Raw genomic sequence first — 21311 nt, forward strand, 5'->3', positions numbered from 1 at the left:
CCTGTCTGTATGACTGCATTTGCCCTCTGTCAGTTAAAGAATAGAATATGCAAAACTCTCTGCAGTACTATCATTTTGAGTTTAAGCATATCTTCCAAGTCTTGTTTCACTGATTCTTTCATGATATGATAATAAAAACAACAAATTATCATGATGTGTGATAAACGTGCAGTTTTATTAAAAAGAGAGGGAGCCATATGGGTATATATTTAAATCCCGGAAACGCAGCTTTTTCAGAAGCGGTGCATTCTCAGATCTATGTAGATAAAACAGAGCTGATTTCTTATACCAACAGTGTGCTGGCAACAAACCAGAAAAATATCTGCGTCAGCCGCCCAAGGAGATTTGGAAAATCCATTACAGCCAATATGCTGGCTGCTTATTATAGTAAGGGATGTCAGTCTGATACTTTATTTAAAGACCGAAAAATCAGCTGTTCAAAAGATTATAAAAAATATTTAAACACTTACACAACTATATTTTTAAATATCCAGGAATTTTTAAGTCGAAGCTCTAATGTAGAAGAATTGATTCAGCGGATCCGGCGTTCACTCATGAGAGAAATTCGCCGTGAATATCCAACGATTGATTTTTATGATGAATTAGATCTGACGGAAAATATGAAGGAAATTTATGCTGAAACAAATGAGCCATTTATTATAATCATTGATGAATGGGATTGTATTTTTAGGGAATACGCAGAAGATAAAGCGGCTCAGGAACGATATCTGGATTTTCTTCGTGATTTTCTAAAGGATAAGGCACATATACATCTGGCATATATGACAGGAATATTGCCAATAAAAAAATACGGTACCCATTCTGCGCTCAATATGTTTGATGAATTCTCGATGGCAAATCCAGGTGTTCTGGCGCAATATGTCGGTTTCACAGAAAATGAGGTGCGCTGCCTCTGCTCAGATTATCAAATGGATTTGGCAGAAATCAAAGAATGGTATGATGGATATCGCTTTGAAAAAGCCTCTTCTATTTACAGTCCGCGTTCGGTTGTGGCTGCTATGACTTCTGGTATCTGCGATTCTTATTGGAACCAGACCGAAACATTTGAGGCACTGCGCGGATATATTGACATGAATTTTGATGGGCTGAAAGACGACGTTCTCAGCATGATGGCTGGAGAAATGGTACCGGTCAATACAGGCAGTTTCAGCAATGATATGACGACATTTCACAGCGAGGATGATGTCCTGACTTTGCTGATTCATCTGGGATATCTTGGATACGATTTCAGCCATAAATCAGTTTTTATTCCGAATAATGAAATCCGTGGAGAGTTTGTAAATGCGGTTTCGGTTTCTCAATGGGGAGAGGTCTCGAAAGCATTAAAAAACTCAGCTGATTTACTTAATGCTATCTGGAGAAAAGATGAAGAAAAAGTAGCTGTCTATATGGAACAGGCTCATTTTGAAACATCCCATTTACAGTATAATAATGAAAATGCACTGAGTTATACTGTATCACTGGCACTCTACGCTGCCAGAAACTTTTATCAGGTTTATCGTGAATTTCCATCGGGATCTGGATTTGCAGATATAGTTTATTTACCGCGAAAAGAATTTCCGGATAAGCCAGCTTTGATTGTCGAACTAAAATGGAACAAATCGGCCGAAGGCGCAATTCACCAGATATTAAAAAAACAATATTTCCAGAATCTGGAAGATTATTCAGGAAATATGCTGCTGGTTGGAATCAATTATGATTTAAAGACGCGAAAACATGAATGTAAAATTTTAGAATTTAAAAAATGAAAAGCAAGTTATTTGTCACGGCGGCAGTAAAAAGAGATGTTGATTGAGAAATCCTCTTTTTGCGGCCGATGTGATTTGACATCCAATTCAAATCTGAATCATTAAGCTGATAGCTTGATATAAGAGGACTCCGTCACTTCAGAGAAGTCTGAGGTGGCGGAGTCCTCTTTTTGTCAAGGTCGAACGTTGTACCGTTTACTAATTCAATCTTTCAAATATACCAGGCAGCGTTTCTTAAAAAAAGCAATTCCATAACACAAAATTTTATCATAGGAATCCTCAAATTCTTTTGCATACATTTTTTCATCGATCTGGGCAAGTGCTTTTTGGCAGGATTGTTTCATCTGGTCAAGCGTGCTGGAATATTTCACTTCAAAAAGGGCCAATTGTCCATTTTCAGAGTCGTAGACAATCACATCGCTTCGTCCTTCTCCATGCTCTTTATTCGACTCCACCACATAACCGGCACCAGTAAAAATACCTGCCAGAAATGCATGGTAAAAGTCTTCTCGGTAATCATGATAACTGATGGTTTTTCTTAAAAGTTTATTCATCTCATCCGTCATCCTGTCGCTGTTTCCATCCCATACCGCATGAAATAATTCTGTGCGGTTCCAATGCTTCGTTGATTCGTTAAACCATTTTATAATTGTTGACTCAAAAATATCTTTGATTTCCCTATTCGGAATCATCAACGCGGTTGTTCCATCTGGAATAGTTTCTTGAATATCCATCTCTCGAACGCGCGTCAGATAACCGGTTAAATATAAAATACTCCATAAGTTATCCTCGGAAGAATGAAGATAATCATAGGTTAAATTTTCTTCAATCTTTTGGAAAATATATCCGCCGGACAATAATTTTTCCAATTTCATTGTGATACTGCTTCCAGCATAATCAATGAAAGAGCGAATAATTGCATTATCGCTTGTATTCTTCCAATAACTCTCAGGCTTCATGGAAAGATTATGCTGAAGATCCCGAAGATAATTCATCACATCCCACGGGCAATATACATCAAAGCATCCGAAATGATAACCGTCATACCAGGCTTTAATTTCATCCGAATATTCGGCAGTATTGGATTCCTTTAAAATCTGATTTACATCGTTTTGTGTAAAGCCAAAATATTCATTTAATCGAGAATCTGTGATGGTATCCGAAACAAAATTATTGGTTCCAGTGAAGATACTTTCTTTAGCAATTTTCAAGCATCCTGTCACAACCGCAAAGCAGAGGCTGGAATTATCTTTTAATGAGGTACTCATCATTGCTTTCATGATTTCCAGCATTTCCTGATAATACCCATTGCTGCTTGCTTTCGCAACGGGAACATCGTATTCATCCAACAAAAGAATAACTGTCTTCCCATAATAAGCCTGCATCATTTTCATCAAAATCAGGATAGAACCCTTTACATCTGTTGCAGATGCAGTCTGATTTTTTAGTCGTTTAAAAATCTCTTTATATGCATCGCTGACGGCATCGCTTTGCTCCAAATAAGAGTATTCGATGCATATCTGGGATATGACAAATTTCAGCATATCAAAAGCACTGTCAAATGTAATCCCATCTACATCCTTAAAGGTAATAAAAAGAGTCGGACGCTGATTCATCCATGTTTGACAAATAGCTGATTCATGACTGATTTCCAAATCTTGAAATAACGAATGGTTATCATGTCGAATATCGAAAAAATGTTCCAGCATACTCATAGCCAGCGTCTTTCCAAATCGTCTGGGGCGAGTAATCAGCGTGACGTTTGCTGTGCTTTTCTTTAATAATTCCGAAATGAGTCCCGTTTTATCCACATAGTAATATCCATTTTCACGTATCTGAGAAAAATCCGAGACGCCAACCGGAATATTAAGATTCGTCATAGAATCATCGCTCCTTTCGAAAAATCAGGCTGTTTTTATTATCATATCATGAAAGGCTGGGGGAAACAAGGTGGAGAAAGAGATTGAAAAGATAGAAAAAGTCCCCTGGGAATCACCCTAACAAAAAAGGGTTGTTACACCATATAAGTGCACAACCCTTTTCATTTTATTCAGATCTGCCACACGTTTGTGTAACAGCTCTTCTTTAAATGTTATTTGAGATATAGATTATTTATTAGCTACAGCGTTCTGTGCTGCCTCGTAAGCATCTGTATTCTCGTAGTGTGTAACGCCCAGTGCATCCTGATAAATTGCATTGTCGAACAGCTCAATCTTCGGTAATGTAGCGGCGTTCTTATAGGTGCCCTCAGAACCATCTTTAGTAGAAGAGGCAATCTCGTATGTGTTTCTGAACGTAAACTTAACGTCATCACCAAAATTTTCTACATCATACTCTTTAGAAGTAGATTTCTGAAGTTTACCTTTGTTGTTTACCAGATAGTATTTCTCGCCTACAACATAGATTCTGTAATCATCATCTGCTTCCAGTCTCTTGCCATTCCAGTAAAGGTAACCGGATTTCTCACCTGTATAACCCTGACCATTCTTACCATTCTTGGTCTCGAAGTAGTAGGTGTAGTTATCATCCTCTTCTTCAACATTAGCAATCTTGCCGGTCTTCATATAACCATCATTGTCGAAGTAGTAGAATTTCTTATCGATCATCTGTAAACCAGTCTGCATCTGACCAATTTCATTGAAGCAGAAGTTCTTGCCATTGATCTTGATCTTCTTGGTATATACTTTAGCACCGTCATCAGTTAAGTCAGTATTGTTCTTCTCACCGTCATCAGCTTTCTTAGCCTTACCGTCTTTGAAGTAATACCAATCGGTATCATCGCCTGCCTTAAGTGCATCAGCACCATCGATCTGATACCAGCCATCAGCTCTCCAGCCCTCTTCAACTACGTTCATGTAACGTACTTCAGAAGCGGTAGCTTCGATGGAATCGCTATCCAGTTTTGCATTGGAAGCCACGTTTGCTTTAACACCATTGATCCACTCATACAGCATCTGACCATGATTGTTGAAGTAGTAGTATTTACCGTTGATCTTTTTCTGCTTAGCGTCTTTGTACATCTTACCGTCGCTACCGAACCAGTACCAACCTTCTTCATCACACGGATCATCATCATCCTGAGAATCATGGCTTACGGCATCTGCTGCATCTTTCTCATCATCATCTTCGGAATCCGGAGCAGCTAACCACAGCCAAGAAGAGTTGGTTCTAGCACCGTCATCCTCTTCGCCTAAGTAGTATACGTTGTTGTTAGAATCAGCATACCAACCATACTGCATTTTTCCATCTTCATCGAAGAAGTAAGTCTTGCCATTGATCTTTTTATCATCAGAAGTGGTCTTTTTACCCTTGCTGCCGAAGTAGTACCAGCTTTCGCCATCCTCGTCCGGATCATCCTGATCGTCATCGGACACGGTCTTCTTCCACTCGTTAGTCAGCATATGACCATCTTCAGCTACATAGTAGTCATCGTCTACCCAAGAATCTGTCAGCATGTTGCCGTCATCATCCAGATAGAACCACTTACCACCGTCTTTTTTCCACTCGCCTGTTACCATCTCATCGTCGCTGTCATAGTAGTGCCAAACACCAGCGTCATCTTTCTCCCAACCAGCTGCGAAAGAAGTCATGGAAGCACCCATAGCGAGTAAAGCTGCTGCAGAAAGTACTGCAACTAATTTAGTCTGCTTTCTCATAATTAATGCACTCTCCTTTTACTTTTTGAAATAATTTTCTCGAAATCCTAACTGCATTACCAGGTCATTATACTTCGGATATAGAAAAGTATCGGGAGGTGGGATTTGTCGATTTTTCGTTTCTTTTTTTCGTTGACTTTTCTTTCTTTCCCAAATACAATAGAAGAAAGAAAGAAAGAAAGAAAGAAAGAAAGAAAGAAAGAAAGAAAGAAAGAAAGAAAGGTGAAAAGGTGAATAGTATGCTTTCGTTTGAGAATCAAGAGGTGGAATTTAAGCAAGAATATGTACCTGAGATTCGAAAAGAAGTAATTGCCTTTGCAAATGCTTCTGGAGGTACTATTTTGATTGGTGTTAGAAAAGATGGAGCAATTATTGGCGTAGATGATCCAGATGCAATCATGCTTCAGGTTGCAGGTTCTTTAAAAGATTCTATCGCACCTGATATTATGCCTTTTGTCAATATAAAAACTGTGGAAATTGACGGAAAAACGGTCGTTGAAATTAATATTGCAACAGGAACGAATCGTCCATATTATATTCGGGAAAAAGGTCTAAAGCCCAGTGGTGTATATGTTCGAAAAGGAAGTTCTTCACAACCCATGACAGATGAGGGCATCCGGGAAATGATCATTCAAAGCGGCAGATGTTCCTATGAAACAAGCCGAAGCATGAATCAGGATTTGACATTTGAGTATTTTGAAAATGAGATGCACAAACGAAAAATTGCGTTTGGAAGATCACAGATGCAAACATTAAAACTGATAGGTGATGATCATTTATACACAAATCTTGCATTGCTATTATCGGATCAATGTGAAGTAACAACAAAAGTGGCTCTTTTTCAAGGAACAGATAAAGCGGTTTTCAGAGATAGAAAGGAATTTTCTGGTTCTATTTTAAAACAATTGGAAGACGTTTATCAGTTTATTGATTTAAACAATAAAACGCAAGCCAGTTTTTCGGGTTTAATCCGTATTGATAAAAAAGATTACCCAGAAGAGGCAATCAGAGAATCTCTTTTAAATAGTATTGTTCATCGAGATTATTCGTTTAGCGGAAGTAATCTTATAAATATTTATGACGATCGTATAGAAATTGTCTCATTGGGAGGATTGGTTTCTGGACTGGAATTAAATTCTATTTTTCTGGGTGTATCGCAGCCAAGGAATCCTAATTTAGCAGCTATTTTTTATCGCATGATGTTAATAGAAAGTTATGGTACAGGAATTGGAAAAATTCAACGAGCCTATGGAGATAACGAAAAAAAGCCTTTTTTTGAAACAGCAAAAGGTGTTTTCCGTGTTACACTTCCAAATAGAAACGAAGGAATACAAAAGCTGTCAAAACCAAGGAAACGTCTGGTAGCAGTTTACCGACAGCCGCTATCTTCTGAAAAAGCTGAAATTCTCTCATATGTAGCAGAGCATAAAAAAATAACAAGAAAAGAAACCGAAGCGCTTTTAAATATAGGTACAACAAAAGCGTATAGGATCTTAAAGGAATTATCCAGTGCCGGAAAATTGCATATAAATGGTTCTGGAAAAAATGTTTATTATACAGGAGAGTAAGCGATTAGCTAAATCAGAACTTAAACGTGCAAACTGGAAGCTCGGATTCCGATTCAGCTTTGCTGACCTGAAAAGATGAAAGAAACCAAATATACCGTTAAATACACGACCGGTTTCAAAAAAGACTACAAACGAGCCATAAAGCGTGGCATGAAGATCGAGCTGCTGGAGCAGGTCGTAGCATTGCTGGCAATGGGCGAGCCGCTGCCGGATAAGAACCGCGACCATGACCTGTCCGGCGATTGGGCAGGTCATCGGGAATGTCATATTCTCCCGACTGGCTGCTTGTGGATGGTGTTTGTCAGCGTGTCAAAATTCTCATACTTGTCAATCAAGGCTATAAATTTCTCTGCTGATTTCTGGCTCTGCTCGTAGCCGGTAACAGCCTTTTCCAGTTCCGCGATCTCAATCTCAAGTTCGTCTTGAAACAAAAATGCTCTAAGTGATTTCTTCACTAACCATGACAAATATCATGATTAAGAAGTCACTTAGAGCATATATCACTTCTTGTTTATCTGTCTTTATTTTTCTTTTGGCTGCACGCAGCGGCTGAATCCCCGCTCGCTTACATAAAGTACGGCTGCGGCCGGAATTGCTGTTACGCAGACAACCAGCAGGTTAAAAATCCATTTAAAATTGGTAATGAAGTGCAGGCTCTGCGGAACTGTGATTTTATCATATAAAAATGCCAGAATCTGTGGATCTCTGGTTAAAGTAAATGCTAAAAATGCCACTCCGATTCCCAGCACAATCGCCATGCCAAAAAGGATTCCCCAGACACTCCAGGTTGTTTTTGTATTAGCTGTCATACTCGATTGCCTCCTTAAAATTGATGGCTTTAGTGTAACGCAAAGATGTGTTCCTTTTGTGAAGAATACATAAAATTTCTGGTTATCTTTGTAAAAAGTATTTTATATACAAAAAGCAGCATACAGAGGCACGATTTTCTTGTTTTCATCAAATACAATTAATGTTGTTTCGCGGACAATCGTCTGACTGGATATATGAGAAAGAATCGGAACCAAGTATTCAGGACTAATGTCTTCATCAAATGTCTGCTTAAGCTTTGGATTTGTATCAAAATTAAAGTAAACAGTATTTTCGTAATGGGTACGTCCAAATTCGAGAACAGAATAGGTTTTGCCTACCTGTCTGGCCCCCTGCAATATCAATGGTTTGCGATGTTTACTGTTTTTCCAGTATTCTAAAAATATTGTAATTTTTCGATACATGAAAACACCTCCCGATACTTTTCCATATCCGAAGTATAATGACCTGGTAATGCAGTTAGGATTTCGAGAAAAATATTTCAAAAAGTAAAAAGGAGAGTGCATTAATTATGAGAAAGCAGACTAAATTAGTTGCAGTACTTTCTGCAGCAGCTTTACTCGCTATGGGTGCTTCCATGACTTCTTTCGCAGCTGGTTGGCAGAAAGATGACGCTGGTGTTTGGCACTACTATGATAGCGATGATGAGATGGTAACAGGCGAGTGGAAAAAAGATGGCGGTAAATGGTTCCACCTCGATGATGAGGGAGATATGGAGACCAACACATGGGTAGACGATGACTACTATGTAGGCGAAGATGGCGCTATGCTGACAAACGCTTGGAAGTATACTATGTCTGATGATGATCAGGATGATCCGGATTCCGATGGTAAGCATTGGTACTATTTCAACAACAAGGGTAAAAAAGTTGCTGATCAGGATAAGAAGATCAATGGTAAGACATACCTTTTCAACGAAGATGGTGAGATGCTGTATGGTTGGCAGGATTGGCAAGGAGCTATTTACTACTTCGGTGAAGAGATGGATGGCGCAAGAACAGAGAATAAGTGGCTGTGGCTTGAGAAATCCGGTATGTTAGATACTGATGAGGATGTACAGAAAACAGTTCCTGGTTGCAGTGAAAATGACATCTGTGATGACGAAGGTTGGTACTGGTTCAATGCTTCCGGTAAGATGTACAAAGACGCCGCTAAGAAGAAAATCAACGGAAATCCTGCAAGTTTCTGCAGTTCCTTCGGATTGTTGAAGCGGCTGATATCACCTACTTCTGCAAGGAATCCTGACACTGTCCTGATTCCCACACCTTTGATCTCTAACAGCTTTTCAGCCATCGGAATCTTTCTTATCAGTTCTTCAATTAGAACCATAACTTCCTGTAGACGCGTATTTCTGGATTCATAGTCCTCCAGAAGCATTCGAATTTCCATTCTTGCAGACACCGCACCTTCTTTGCTTCCAACGCTGTGCTCAGCAGCTTCTATCAGGGTCTTCGCCCTCGCCTTTCCAACTGCTCTTAACTTCTCATCACGCCAGATTTGGTTCACTCCATCGATACCTAACGTCAGGATATCTTCAGGGAGTGGTGCTGCTTTAAGGATTAGCATTCCGCTCTTGGCATCCGGCTTTCCGTATACCGTCTTATATTCAGGAAAATATATATTGAACCAACGACTGATTCTGTTTTGAATTCTTGTAAGTTCCGCCTGTAACTGGAATCTTATGTTTGATGCTGTTCTAAGATCAGCATAAACACCATCCGGCAGATATGGGATCATGTAACGTCCCTCCCTAACTAATCCTGCTATAACTTTCGGATCCTTACGGTCGTTTTTAGTCGGATTATTGTCGTCGAGTTCTTTTGATTTTTTCACATGGTGAGGATTTACAAGCACCGGTTTCATTTCATTATCCTGTAGAAACTTTCCAAGATTGAACCAGTAATGCCCTGTCGGTTCCATACCTGGAACCACCTTATCCTTCTCATGTCTTTCTTTGAGGTTCAGGATCCATTCCTTAAATGTCACAAATCCAGCCTCTGTATTGCTAAACTTAAATGGCTTCTTCGAATACTCGATTCCTCTGTAATCAAAAGCTCTGGCATAGTGCATTTCACTTCCGACATCAATTCCGAGTACCAAAGTTTTTTCTGTAATAGCTTCAATTTTTGCGTTCTGTGTGTTAGACTTCATTGTAGATACCTCTCTGTATAATAAGATTTTTACTAACCTGCCAGTCAGTAGTCTTATTGTACTCTGAGGTATTTTCAATTTTCAACGTCTACGCTTTTTATTATACAGGAAGCTCCTTTTACTTTTTGAAATAATTTTCTCGAAATCCTAACTGCATTACCAGGTCATTATACTTCGGATATGGAAAAGTATCGCAAGTTGCAAAAAAAGGGAGAGATAATGTTACTGTTCACAGGTAGGCACTTTTGGAACCGAAAGTGCCGTAAGAAAACGTGGTGGCAGCAGGAATTTGCCGTATTTAAATGCGAAGCCACGGCAAATTCCGTTACTGGGCACGTATGCGTGAACAGTAACGAGATAATAGGGGAAATTTAAGATTTCCTTCCTTGCTATCCACAAAACGAAATGCTATACTGATACAAGCCGTTTCTCTGGTTTTACGAATAAGAAAAGGAGAAGAATGTGATGGAACAGACAGAGATTGCAAGAGAGCAGGGAGCTCCGACTGCATCCATTTTGGCAGAGCAGGCATGGGAGGGAAAAGTCCGAAAGGTTTTTTCATGGATTGTGTCGGTGTATCTGTGTGTGGTGTTTGGGGCATTTCCGCTATATTTCCATAATTATTATTATGATATTCTGGTATCGAAATATCAGTTTTACTGGCTCAGCACGGTTGCGATGCTGGCGTCATGCCTGATCGCAGCGATAGTATTTGCGTGCATGGACTTAAAGCGGTTTGGCGGGGCGCATGTGCGGCGCTTTTTGGGCGCGTTTCGACTGACTGAATTAAAAAAGCAGCCATTTGCCTATAAGGCGCTGGCAGTTTTCTGGGCGCTGGCACTGATATCGACGGTGCTGTCGGACTATGTGTATGAGTCGTTCTGGGGAAATGAGGGACGATTCAGCGGATTATTCTTGATTACGCTGTATGTGCTGGGAACGATTGTGATCAGCAAGTATGGTCGGATGAGAAAATGGTACCTGGATGTGTTTTTGGCATCGTCCGTTCTGGTCTGTCTGTTTGGAATCACAGATTATTTCCAGATGGATTTATTGGGATGGAAAAAGGGCGTGAGCAATGAACAGGGAAACCTGTTTGTATCTACATTGGGAAATATTAACACATATACGGCGTTTGTGGCGCTTACGATGGCGGTTGCCTGCGGCTGTTTTGTAAGTGAGAGAAAAGTGGGACGCCGTATCTGGTATTATCTGGTTTCGGCGCTGGCCTTTTTTGCATTGATTACCGGACAGAGTGATAATGCATATTTATCACTTGGAATGCTGTTTGCGGTGATGCCGCTGTTTTTATTTACGACATGGCGGGGCATCGCAGATTATGGTATTCTGGCGGCTACGTTTATGACCGTGATCAAGGTAGTAGATACGGTCAATAAAGTATATGCCGATCAGGTCATCGGTCTGGGCGGTGTGTTTGGCGTGTTGGTGCGCTATCGTTATCTGGAGGGAGTCGTCGTTTTATTCTGGATTCTGGCGGGGATTCTCTGTGTTTGGAAACGGAAGATGGAACAGACGAATCCAGAGAGCAAACCGGGACGATGGATTTGGCGTGGCTGGTGTGCCGTTTTGATTCTTGGATGCCTGGCAGTGGCATTTGTCCTCTATGATGCAAATCTGGGAGGACATGCGGAATGGTACAGCGCGTTGTCCCAGTATCTTGTTTTTGATGATGACTGGGGGACGAACCGAGGATATTGCTGGAGAATTGGCTGGCAGTCCTATCGCGAGCTGCCGTTCCTGCATCAGTTGTTTGGTTTTGGACCAGACACATATGGAATTCTGACTTGGGATTTCAGGCAGGATGCGCTGGATCGGTATGGAGTTTTCTATGAGAGCGCCCACAACGAATATTTGCAGTACCTTGTTACAATGGGACCGCTTGCGCTTGCATCCTATCTTGCGTTTCTGGGCGGCGCCTGCGTGCGGATGTGCAGAAAATGGAAAGAGTGCGCCTGGATCCTGGCGCCTGTTCTGGCGGTGCTCTGCTATGGAGCACAGGCAGTTGTTAATATCAACCTCCCGATCGCGACGCCGATTATGTGGGCGATGCTGGCGATTGGGCTTGCACTCACAAGAGAGGAAGCAGAACAGGCAGAATAGCTCAAATAGACAGAATGGATTAAATAGACAGCAAATCCGGGCAGATTCGTCGGAAAAGCCGAAATGACGAACTTTGTCGATTGAGAATTTAAAGTAATGTGTGAACAGTAACTGAGCGATGCTCCGTGTCGAAATTTGCGATCGATAGACTCTTTTATTTTTCTTAAAATCGGTTTATAAATAATATGAAACGAAAAAACGATAGGATCGCCTGGCAGAGCTGCGTTATGCAGTGTGGTCATCTGAATGGAAGAACAGGCAGTCAAAAGGAGGAGAGTTTATGGATGAAGCTAAAAAATTGGTCGTTTTGGAACAGGAAAATGAAGAATTAAAGCGTGAGCTTAAGGAGTTATTTAAAACTCTGGATCAGATGAATCAAAGCTTAAACCGGATGATTGACCACTACATACTCTGTAAGACGGAGAAGGCGGGATAAGCGGAGAAACTGGATAAGATGGGAGAGAAGAGGCTCATTTATACCAGATGGAGCAAGTGAACAATCAAATCAAAAATTAAATACTAAATCGAATATCAAAGCCGCATGATTCAGAAGGTATGTTATTAAACCAGAATGAATCATGCGGCATTTTTTATGTACTCTATGTAATATGCAGTTGGCGCGTCAATTTCCAGATTAAATCATGCATCCAGGAGATCGTCTGCTCCAGCTGCTCGTTTTTCTCTCTTAGCGCCAATACTTCCTGATAGAGAGTTTCCTTGTCGGAATCTTTTGAGATATCCGGATGGAGATTCGAGGAAGTGGAAGATGATTTTGTTTTACCCGGTGCTGCAGAATGATCTGTCATCAATTTGGTGTTATCAGGTGCTGCATTTTGATCCGACGATTTTGCATCATCCGGTGATTTGCTCCGGCCGGATGGCTTTGTCTGCCCTGGTGCCTTAGCCTTGTTCGCCTGTTTGGCTTTAGAATCCAAAGGGCTTGCCGCATTAATCATGTGTCTGGAAATCAGGATCTGCCGTTGTGGATAGTCTAAGTCCATGAAATCCTGATACGGAATGGGAAGAGGAGTCATGGCGATTGAGCAATGCGGACACACCGCATTGGCAACGAGCTGAAAGAATCCATAATGTCCACAGTTTGGACAGCAATAAACATTTAAACCACGCATAGAGTTGCCTCCGTAGAAGTAAGAGTTGAGTCATTGGGAGAAAAATGAAAACATCCCCTTTATTATAATACGTTTTAATCGGGAACATTATAACTGGTTTTTAGAAAAAAATTTAAAAATTTCCAAAAAAATTTTTAAAACGATAAAAAAAGACATCTTTCAGAAAAAATACCGCGGTGTCACAAAAGTGTCCTGCGGTATTTGAACGGATGCAATATTATATTTTACTGGATGATTCCAGATGTGTCAACTGTCCAGGCAGTATCATTGCTGTCTTTGATATCCTTGAACCCTTTTCCGAGTTCCGGACGGGAAGCGGAAGAGGAGGAAGAGGTTGCTTTCTGGATGGTGCCGCTGGTGTTTACCAGGTAGCGTTTTTCACCGATGGAAACCGGCTCATAGCGGAGTTCCGGATCCGCCTTCTTTAAAAGACCGTTTACATAAACCTGGTTATCGCGCTCTCCATGGTAGCCCTGTCCTTTGAGGGAACCTTTGGTCTGGAAATACCAGATCTGGTTTTCTTCTAAATCATCATTGTAAATAGTCTGCTTGCCGGTACGCATCACGCCGTCGTCGCCGAAGTAGTAGGAGGCGAAGCTGCCATCCGCCTGTTTCAGGCTCTGAAGTCCGGTCTGCATTTCACCGCGCTCGTTGAAGCAGTAGCGCTCGGAATTGATGGTGAAAATAGCAAGATCCTTCTCGGCAAAGTAAGCGGTTCCGTTTTTAAAGAAGAAGGAAAATGGCTCTTCTTCTTCGCTGATGCCCGGTGCCCCTTCAATGGTGTACCAGCCGCTTGCCCGGCGTCCGCCATTTTCCGGATCGTAATAGCGGAAATCGTTTAAGCTGACAGTGTCTGTGGCAGAGTTGTCCGCTGTTGTTGCTTCGTTTGAAGGTGTGCTGGAGCTTACAAAGCCAGCTTCCGCGACATTGATCCAGCCTGTCTGCATCTGGCCGTCGATGAAAGTGTAGTAGCCATTGTCGATTTTGCGGTCCATCTGGTTTACGATCATGCGTCCTTCGGTGTCAAAATAGCACCAGACATCTTCATCGTCGGTGTCTTTCGTGATGGTTTCCAGCAGAATCCATCCGGTTTTTCTGGCGCCGTCATCCTCCTCGCCGAGGTAGTAGATCTGTCCGTCCAGCTCCAGAAGCCCGGTCTGCATCAGTCCGTCCTCGTCGAAATAGTAGGTTTTTCCGTCAATGCTCATCCATTTGGCAGTTACAATCTTGCCGTCTTTGCCAAAATAGAGCCAGGAGCCGCCGTCCGGAGAATCCGGGCTGTCGTAGCTGATCTCATTTTCAGCCGAAACCCATTGGTTCTTTGCCATGTGCCCCTCATCGTTGACGAAATAGTCATCGACTCTCTGATTGGTAGCAATCTCGCCTTCCTCATCGAGATAAAACCAGTCGCCATTCCGCTTTTTCCATGTGTTTGTCTCTTTATAGCCGTCCTCATCGTAGTAATAAAGACGACCATCTTCCTCTGTCCAGCCGCTCTGAGCCGCCAGAACTCTGTAAGTTCCCGTATTTGTCATTATAGGTGCAGCAGCCGCGAACAAAGCCGCAGCGGATAAAACAGCTAAAGTTTTAGTTTGCTTACGCATGGTATAATCTCTCCTTTTTGAAAATGCGAAAATCCATCGCTGCATTACGGGGCTTATTATACGGGGATTATGCGTAAAAAGATAGTGTGCGTTGCTGGAAAGGGTGGAGAGATGTGGAAAAAGGGGTGAACCAGCTGGAACACCCCTTTTTCTATATGAAAATATAATTTTTTATTTTACATATTTCGAATCCGTCAGGAACTCCAGCGTCAGCGTTCCTGCCAGCCTCTCCAGCGTATCTATCACATATTGGTTAATACTCTGTGATTTTTCCCGCGCGATCCGGTAGTCCATCGCGGAATTATAATAGTTGTCTCCATCGACCGTATATCCGTCGAATCCCGCGCAGGCGGCGTGGTGGATGCTTGTTTTGGTCAGGACGTTCAGCAGCATGACAAAGGAATTATCGATGATCTCTGCATTCTGGTCGATCAGGGAATTGTAGTTTAAGGTGTAATCAAAATGCGTATCTTTGACATTCGTCACGTTCGAGGTCGCGATGACGCGCACCGGGCGTCCCTGGGCGTCGGCGTGCTCGAGCAGGCGGTTGTTGAGCTGGACATACCGCCTGGAATTGCTTAAGAACGCATAATCGATTGGAATTCCCTCCGGGATAAAATTGACGGAGATTGTGATCGGATTGTGCGCCTTAATATAGGAAAGAATTGCCTCCTTTTCCAGTTCCAGATTCTTACCCGGACCGAGCAGCAGAAGCGGGCGATCGCTCCAGGAAGCACTCAATGCCTGAATATCGGCTTCGTCATTGCATTCTGTGCTCTGATATCTGCGGTACAGTGTTTCAATGTAATCTTTGTCGTAGAGCAGTTTTTTCTCCGGCTCAATCGCATCCAGAATCGTATTGATGGATTTAAGCGACAGGGTGTGCTTATCCATCAGGAAGCGGACGTAGTTCGGATGGCAGTTGTTGGAGGCGGAAATATAGAAGAACAGGTTATATCCCCATGGGCTCTTGCGGAAGAACGGCATGATGCTGATGTCGATCGCCTCGAGCATCTGGCTGACATTGAAATTGCGTCCGAATACGGTGTTCATGTACATGGAAATGAGTTCGATCGGAAGATTTCCGGCGCTTTTTCCCATGCCGTACAGGGTGGCATCAACTAAAACGGTGCGGTCTGCCGGTTCGCGTAAGACTTCCATGCTGTTCGAGTATGCGAGCTGGAAGTTATTGTGGGAGTGGTAGCCGATCGCGATCGATGGTTTTAAGTTGTAGTTTAAGAGCTGGAAATAGTGCAGCAGGTTATCCTGATGCAGTAGACCGTAGGTGTCTACAAGGGACATCGCATACGGTTCCAGATCGTTGACAAGGTCAACCAGATCCAGAAGCTCACGGTCGGAGTAGCTGGTGATCGAAACCGCCTGTGCAAACACTTTGTAGCCCAGTTTTTTGACTTCGTGGCAGAACTGGATCGCCTCATGCATCACATGTTTTTTGAAAATGACGCGGATGCCGTCGATGTAGGAATCAGAACACGGGCTTAAATTAGAAATATCGCAGGTTCCGTAGTCGATCATGGCGACGATCATTGTATTTCCCTTGTCCAGCTTGCCGAAAATCTGATCGGCACACTGGGTTGTCGGCATGATCGTGCGGTTGCGGTCGAAGGAGCGGCGGTCATCCAGGAAACCAACTTCCAGAATGTCCACGCCCGCGCTGATCAGACGTTCAAAAATAGTAACAATATTGTCGTGACCGAACTCCCAGTCGTTGACGTAGCCGCCGTCGCGGAGAGTGCAGTCGAGTAATTTGACTTGTTTCATGATGTTTGTCCTCTTGTTATGTTTGTAATTTTAAAAATTGACTCCCAGAAACGCCCCGATATCATGCGTATCCTTTGCCGTATAAACTGGCGCATATTCCTGCCATGCCTCCGCGGTATCTGGTCCGAAGCCGTAGGTGACTGCCATAAAATCGACAGCTGCCTCTTTGGCACCTTTTCCGTCGGAAGAGGTATCACCGATAAGAACTGCCTCGGATGGAGACAACTCCAAAGCTTTTAAGCACTTGTGCAGAACGTCAGCCTTCGTCATTTTGCTGGCAAAATCGCTGCCGCAGATGGAGTCACAGAGTTCTGTGAAATGGTAATGTTCCAGCAGAGTCAGCGCATAATCTTCACGTTTCAGGGTGGCAACCCCGATCTTGCAGCCCTGTGCGCGGAGTGCGCGGATCAGGTCTTTGATACCGGCGTATGGCTCGGCTTTCAGCAGGTCGTGATCCTTGTACTGGGTGCGGAAAATCTCGGTTGCGTGGTTCGCGGCGTCCTCGTCCAGTCCATAGAGGCGGATGAGCGACAGCTTGACGGGCGGTCCGATAAAGGTGCGGAGTGTCGCCTCGTCGAGGGCAGGTTTTCCAAGTGCTTCTACCGTGTGACGCACGCTCGCAAAGACGCCTTCGGATGTATCGAGCAGCGTGCCGTCGAGGTCGAAGATCACGCCGCGGTATGTTTTCTTATTCATAGGGTGCTAGTCCTCCTGTGTAAAATCGCCTGTACTGTTTCAAGGTCGGCGGGGGTGTCTACGGAAAGCGTATATCCGCAGATGGGAAGAAATAGGATCGTTTTCCCATATTCGAGGAAACGCAGCAAATCCACGCCCTCGATCTGTTCCAGAATGCCCGGTCTGCTCTGGCAGAAGAAATCGAGCGATTCCCGCGTATAAAGCCCGATACTCACAAATTTCCGGGAAGGTTCGTCAAGCGTCCCCTTGCGGAATGGAATTGGCGCACGGGAAATGTAAAGCCCTGTGCCGTCCGGGCGGCAGACTACTTTTATGTTGGATGGATCGGCTGTCTCGGCATCGTTCGGGATATCTGCCATGGCATTGATGAGAAATGGACGCTGTACATTTTCTTTTGAGGTAATAACAGTAAGCGCCTGCTCCATAAAATTTTGCAGAATCTCCGGTGTCAGAAGCGGTTCATCCCCGCCGATCATCGCATAAAAATCAAATTTCCGCGAAGAAGCAGACTTGGAATCTTCCAGAATCGTCACCGCCTCCTGAATGCGGGAGGTCGGATTCTGATGGGAATGGGAGGTAAAAACCGCCTCAAATCCATATGTCTGGCAAACAGCAGCAATCTCAGGGCTGTCGGTCGCAGCGTAAACGGCATCAAATACACCGCTGTTCCGCGCCGCCGCGAGAACCCGCACAACCATTGGAATCCCATCAATCTGTTTCAATGCCTTTCCCGGAAAGCGAACCGAATTAAGCCGCGCCGGAATCAGCGCGCAGACCTTTTTTTCCTGTGCTAATCGATTCATAAGACGTTCCTCTGTATGATAAAGCAGTTACATAAAGTAAACTGAACCGTAACGATTCAGGCATACCGATGTGAACCGGATGCTGACCTTTATTATAGAAAAGAAATAGGAGAAATACAAGATAGCATAAGAAAAATGTAAGGAGTTGGGAAAATGCCGTGTCGGCTATGAAAAAAGAAATATGTGTGGTATAATATGACCACTTGACAAGGTATTTTCAGGAGGAAATCAAAATGAAACAGAAACTTTCTAATTATATAGCAGAAAAGCTTCTCGCATCCGGTATCACGGATGTGTTTATGATCACGGGCGGCGGCGCGATGCATCTGGATGACGCGCTGGGGCATCAGGAAGGACTTCACTGCCTCTACAATCATCATGAGCAGGCATGTGCGATGGCAGCGGAGGCGTATGCCCGCATCCACAACAAGATTGCGGCAGTGTGCGTGACGACGGGACCTGGCGGCATCAATGCGATGAACGGCGTTGCGGGCGGATTCCTGGATTCAATCCCGATGTTTGTCATTTCCGGACAGGTGCGTTATGACACGACAGCGCGCAGCACGGGACTTCACCTGCGCGCGATGGGCGATCAGGAGTATGATATCACCAAATCGGTTGCCAATATGACAAAATACTGTGAGATGGTGATCGATCCGATGCGTATCCGCTTCTGTGTGGAAAAAGCCCTGTATCTGGCTTACAACGGTCGTCCGGGTCCTACCTGGCTGGATATTCCGCTGAATGTGCAGGCGGCAATGATCGAGACAGACGATCTGATCGGCTTTGATCCGGAGGATTATGAGGCGGGCGGAACCGGCTGGGCGGCAGAGAGCGCGTCCGAGATCCCGGAGGATACCGCCGGAAAAGGTGAATTTCGTGCAAAACTTCCGGCACGTGTGACGAAGGAGACGGCGCGTGCGATCATCGAGAAAGTCCGCACCTCCAAACGTCCGGTGATCAATGCCGGAAATGGTATCCGTATCGGCGCGGCGCACGATGTTTTCATGCGCGTGGTTGAAAAGCTGGGAATCCCGGTTGTGACCGGCGCGGACAGCATCGACTGTATCTATGACGAACACCCGCTGTACATCGGAAAAGGCGGCAACGTCGGCGATCGCCCGGGCAACTTCGCGATCCAGAACAGCGATCTGGTGCTGTCGCTCGGAAGCCGTCTGAGTTTCCGTCAGGTCGGTTACCGTTTTACTACCTGGGCGCGCGAGGCGTATGTGATTGTGAATGATATCGATGCCGAAGAGCTGAAAAAGCCGACCCTGCATGTGGACATGCCGGTTCACGCGGATGTGAAGGATCTTCTGACCGTGATGGACGAGGTTCTTTCGGAGGAAGGAAAAGCGGACGGCGCGGCTTCGATGACGCAGGAGTACAAGGACGCGCAGGCAGAGTGGCTGCGTATCTGCCAGGGCTGGAAGCATGATTATCCGGTGGTTCTGCCGAAGCACATGAACGGCGGCACGGAGACAGAGGCAAACGTGTATGCATTTGCGTATGAGATGAGCCGCCGTTTAAATGAGAATCAGATCGTGGTTGTGGGGAATGGATCTGCAAATGTTGTGTGTGGACACGCAAATATTGTGAAAAAGGGACAGAGATTTATCTCGAACTCCGGCATCGCTTCGATGGGCTACGGACTTCCGGCATCGATCGGCGCGTGCGTGGCAGATCACAGCCAGGATATTATCCTGATTACCGGAGACGGCAGTATTCAGATGAATTTACAGGAGCTTGAGACAGTTGTCAGCCACCGGATGCCGATCAAGATTTTCATTATCAATAACGGCGGTTACCATTCCATCCGCCAGACCCAGAAGAATTTCTTCGGCGAGCCGCTCATCGGTATCGGCGTGGACAGCGGCGATCTTGGATTCCCGAGCATGGAAAAGCTGGCGTGGGCGTATGGATTCCCATATGTATCGATTCATGGAAACAAGGAGCTGGGCGAGAAGGTAGAAGAAACGCTGGCGATGGACGGCCCGGTAATCTGCGAGGTATTTGTAACGCTGGATCAGAACTTTGAGCCAAAGTCCGCGGCGAAGAGACTGCCGGACGGAACGCTTGTATCGCCACCTCTGGAGGATCTGTCCCCATTCCTGCCGGACGAGGAGATGGACCGTATCATGCTGATTCCGCGTATTAAAAAATAGTAAAGGAAACGATAGAATGAAGATAGTTGTCACAGGTGCCACCAGCTTTGTAGGTCTGGGGGCGGTGCGCGAGCTGTTACATCGCGGACATCAGGTATTCGCCGTACTGCGGGAACATTCGACGAAAGCGGATCTGCTGCGGGAAAATGGAAAATTTCCGCAGGGACTCACGATTTTGGAGGAGGATCTGGGGAAGCTCTCGAAACTGCCGGAACGGATTCCGGGCGGATGCGATGTGTTTCTCCATATGGGCTGGCGCGGTGCAGGGAGTGATTCACGGAAAAATGAGTCAGTCCAGGAGGAGAGCGTGCAGGACGCGCTGAATGCCGTCCGCGTGGCGAAAGACCTCGGGTGCCGGCGGTTTCTCTTTACAGGTTCGCAGGCGGAGTATGGCATCAAGAGTGAGCTGACAGACGAGGAGGCGGTCTGCGAGCCGACCTCCCCGTATGGACGCGCGAAACTGGCAGTCCGGCAGCAGGCGGAAGTGCTCTGCCGGGAACTGGGACTGGATTACGGGCATGCACGGATTTTCAGCACGTATGGACCGGGCGATCATCCGTGGTCGCTTCTTTCCTCCTGTGTCCGGGCCTTCCGGGCAGGGGAGAAGATGACGATGACCGCCTGCACGCAGCTCTGGAACTTCATGTATATTGACGATGCGGGGCGCGCTCTGGCAGATCTGGCAGAATATGCGGGAAATCTCACGGATCACGGATGTGTCTACAATCTGGGCGGTCCGATGGATGAGACAGGACCGCTGCGCGGGTTTGTCGAGACGGTCTATGAGCTGTGCGGCAGGCAGGGCAGCATGGAATTTGGCGTCCGCCCGCCGAATGCAGAGGGAATCGTCAATCTGATCCCGGATATCCGCAAGATGGAGCGGGTGGTTGGCTGGAAGCCACAGGTATATTTTGAAGAAGGAATGAAGAAAATTCTAGCTTTTCAGAAATGATTTTTCTGCCCTCTGTGCAGAGTGACGGGAGAGAATGGTAAATATTTGGACATATTTTATCAGTTTATGCTAAGTAAATAGCGAAG

The 21311-nt window shown here is 44.6% G+C and carries 15 protein-coding genes and 4 pseudogenes; 8 read left to right on the forward strand and 11 right to left on the reverse strand.

The genetic code is table 11. From position 1 onward, the window contains the following. Positions 1–197 precede the first annotated feature (197 nt). Positions 198–1769, forward strand: a complete 1572-nt coding sequence (locus tag C7U56_RS12235; RefSeq protein WP_107001442.1) for an AAA family ATPase — start codon at positions 198–200, stop codon at positions 1767–1769. A gap of 203 nt (positions 1770–1972) precedes the next feature. Here C7U56_RS12235 and C7U56_RS12240 read toward each other — a convergent pair whose 3' ends face one another. Together C7U56_RS12240 and C7U56_RS12245 are read right to left on the reverse strand one after the other, a co-directional pair. Continuing rightward, a complete protein-coding gene (locus tag C7U56_RS12240; protein ID WP_107001443.1) occupies positions 1973–3649 on the reverse strand; it encodes an AAA family ATPase in 1677 nt (558 codons plus the stop codon). 228 nt (positions 3650–3877) lie between these two features. Further along, a complete protein-coding gene (locus tag C7U56_RS12245) occupies positions 3878–5425 on the reverse strand; it encodes a PspC-like choline-binding domain-containing protein (RefSeq protein ID WP_107001444.1) in 1548 nt (515 codons plus the stop codon). 98 nt (positions 5426–5523) lie between these two features. Here C7U56_RS12245 and C7U56_RS12250 point away from each other — a divergent pair, with 98 nt between their 5' ends. Further along, entirely contained in the window at positions 5524–6993 is a 1470-nt protein-coding gene (locus C7U56_RS12250) for an RNA-binding domain-containing protein (RefSeq protein WP_233430268.1), read from the forward strand. 150 nt (positions 6994–7143) lie between these two features. Then, positions 7144–7233 (forward strand): annotated as a pseudogene (locus tag C7U56_RS16350) (type II toxin-antitoxin system YafQ family toxin); the annotation flags it as partial. Between the two features lie 26 nt (positions 7234–7259). Here C7U56_RS16350 and C7U56_RS16355 read toward each other — a convergent pair. The 3 genes and pseudogenes from C7U56_RS16355 to C7U56_RS12265 form a co-directional block, all read right to left on the reverse strand. After that, a pseudogene (locus C7U56_RS16355) lies at positions 7260–7418 on the reverse strand (DUF4368 domain-containing protein); the annotation flags it as partial. Between the two features lie 96 nt (positions 7419–7514). Next, a complete protein-coding gene (locus C7U56_RS12260; protein ID WP_107001445.1) occupies positions 7515–7802 on the reverse strand; it encodes a hypothetical protein in 288 nt (95 codons plus the stop codon). A gap of 102 nt (positions 7803–7904) precedes the next feature. Continuing rightward, a complete protein-coding gene (locus C7U56_RS12265; RefSeq protein WP_107001446.1) occupies positions 7905–8225 on the reverse strand; it encodes an AAA family ATPase in 321 nt (106 codons plus the stop codon). 245 nt (positions 8226–8470) lie between these two features. Here C7U56_RS12265 and C7U56_RS12270 point away from each other — a divergent pair. After that, positions 8471–8941: pseudogene (locus tag C7U56_RS12270) on the forward strand (glucan-binding protein); the annotation flags it as partial. A 107-nt stretch (positions 8942–9048) separates the two neighbouring features. Here the strand turns inward: C7U56_RS12270 and C7U56_RS12275 are convergent. Further along, positions 9049–9972 (reverse strand): annotated as a pseudogene (locus C7U56_RS12275) (IS110 family transposase); the annotation flags it as partial. Between the two features lie 465 nt (positions 9973–10437). Between C7U56_RS12275 and C7U56_RS12280 the strand changes: the two are divergent. Continuing rightward, complete coding sequence (locus tag C7U56_RS12280; protein ID WP_107001447.1) at positions 10438–12093, forward strand: O-antigen ligase family protein; 1656 nt, start codon at positions 10438–10440, stop codon at positions 12091–12093. A 280-nt stretch (positions 12094–12373) separates the two neighbouring features. After that, the gene (locus C7U56_RS15705; RefSeq protein WP_181357241.1) at positions 12374–12529 is read left to right on the forward strand and encodes a hypothetical protein; all 156 of its coding nucleotides are present in this window, start codon (positions 12374–12376) and stop codon (positions 12527–12529) included. Between the two features lie 163 nt (positions 12530–12692). Here the strand turns inward: C7U56_RS15705 and C7U56_RS12285 are convergent, their stop codons facing one another. The 5 genes from C7U56_RS12285 to C7U56_RS12310 form a co-directional block, all read right to left on the reverse strand. Then, positions 12693–13223: a hypothetical protein gene (locus C7U56_RS12285; protein ID WP_107001448.1), complete on the reverse strand. Its 531-nt coding sequence runs from the start codon at positions 13221–13223 to the stop codon at positions 12693–12695. Between the two features lie 224 nt (positions 13224–13447). Further along, positions 13448–14827 carry a cell wall-binding protein gene (locus tag C7U56_RS12295; RefSeq protein ID WP_107001450.1) on the reverse strand — a complete coding sequence of 460 codons (1380 nt, stop codon included), beginning with the start codon at positions 14825–14827 and terminating at the stop codon, positions 13448–13450. 171 nt (positions 14828–14998) lie between these two features. After that, on the reverse strand, positions 14999–16609 hold the full coding sequence (locus tag C7U56_RS12300) for an aldolase catalytic domain-containing protein (RefSeq protein ID WP_107001451.1): 1611 nt from the start codon (positions 16607–16609) through the stop codon (positions 14999–15001). Positions 16610–16639: 30 nt separating this feature from the next. After that, the gene (locus C7U56_RS12305; protein ID WP_022359155.1) at positions 16640–17305 is read right to left on the reverse strand and encodes an HAD hydrolase-like protein; all 666 of its coding nucleotides are present in this window, start codon (positions 17303–17305) and stop codon (positions 16640–16642) included. Beyond that, on the reverse strand, positions 17302–18108 hold the full coding sequence (locus C7U56_RS12310) for a 3-deoxy-manno-octulosonate cytidylyltransferase (RefSeq protein WP_107001452.1): 807 nt from the start codon (positions 18106–18108) through the stop codon (positions 17302–17304). Before C7U56_RS12310 ends, C7U56_RS12305 begins: the two co-directional genes overlap by 4 nt. A gap of 233 nt (positions 18109–18341) precedes the next feature. Between C7U56_RS12310 and C7U56_RS12315 the strand changes: the two genes are divergently transcribed. Then, the gene (locus C7U56_RS12315; RefSeq protein WP_107001453.1) at positions 18342–20273 is read left to right on the forward strand and encodes a thiamine pyrophosphate-binding protein; all 1932 of its coding nucleotides are present in this window, start codon (positions 18342–18344) and stop codon (positions 20271–20273) included. A 16-nt stretch (positions 20274–20289) separates the two neighbouring features. Beyond that, entirely contained in the window at positions 20290–21225 is a 936-nt protein-coding gene (locus C7U56_RS12320) for an NAD-dependent epimerase/dehydratase family protein (RefSeq protein ID WP_107001454.1), read from the forward strand. Positions 21226–21311: the final 86 nt, after the last annotated feature.

It is taken from the genome of Clostridium fessum, from assembly GCF_003024715.1.
In the GTDB taxonomy this organism is placed as follows: Bacteria; Bacillota; Clostridia; order Lachnospirales; family Lachnospiraceae; genus Otoolea; species Otoolea fessa.

Coding starts and splice junctions, on each gene's coding strand:
- C7U56_RS12285 (WP_107001448.1), bottom strand. CDS start 13,223: ATGCGTGGTTTAAATGTTTATTGCTGTCCAAACTGTGGACATTATGGA.
- C7U56_RS12265 (WP_107001446.1), bottom strand. CDS start 8,225: ATGTATCGAAAAATTACAATATTTTTAGAATACTGGAAAAACAGTAAA.
- C7U56_RS12300 (WP_107001451.1), bottom strand. CDS start 16,609: ATGAAACAAGTCAAATTACTCGACTGCACTCTCCGCGACGGCGGCTAC.
- C7U56_RS12260 (WP_107001445.1), bottom strand. CDS start 7,802: ATGACAGCTAATACAAAAACAACCTGGAGTGTCTGGGGAATCCTTTTT.
- C7U56_RS12280 (WP_107001447.1), top strand. CDS start 10,438: ATGGAACAGACAGAGATTGCAAGAGAGCAGGGAGCTCCGACTGCATCC.
- C7U56_RS12295 (WP_107001450.1), bottom strand. CDS start 14,827: ATGCGTAAGCAAACTAAAACTTTAGCTGTTTTATCCGCTGCGGCTTTG.
- C7U56_RS12235 (WP_107001442.1), top strand. CDS start 198: ATGGGTATATATTTAAATCCCGGAAACGCAGCTTTTTCAGAAGCGGTG.
- C7U56_RS12245 (WP_107001444.1), bottom strand. CDS start 5,425: ATGAGAAAGCAGACTAAATTAGTTGCAGTACTTTCTGCAGCAGCTTTA.
- C7U56_RS12310 (WP_107001452.1), bottom strand. CDS start 18,108: ATGAATCGATTAGCACAGGAAAAAAAGGTCTGCGCGCTGATTCCGGCG.
- C7U56_RS12240 (WP_107001443.1), bottom strand. CDS start 3,649: ATGACGAATCTTAATATTCCGGTTGGCGTCTCGGATTTTTCTCAGATA.
- C7U56_RS12320 (WP_107001454.1), top strand. CDS start 20,290: ATGAAGATAGTTGTCACAGGTGCCACCAGCTTTGTAGGTCTGGGGGCG.
- C7U56_RS12315 (WP_107001453.1), top strand. CDS start 18,342: ATGAAACAGAAACTTTCTAATTATATAGCAGAAAAGCTTCTCGCATCC.
- C7U56_RS12305 (WP_022359155.1), bottom strand. CDS start 17,305: ATGAATAAGAAAACATACCGCGGCGTGATCTTCGACCTCGACGGCACG.
- C7U56_RS15705 (WP_181357241.1), top strand. CDS start 12,374: ATGGATGAAGCTAAAAAATTGGTCGTTTTGGAACAGGAAAATGAAGAA.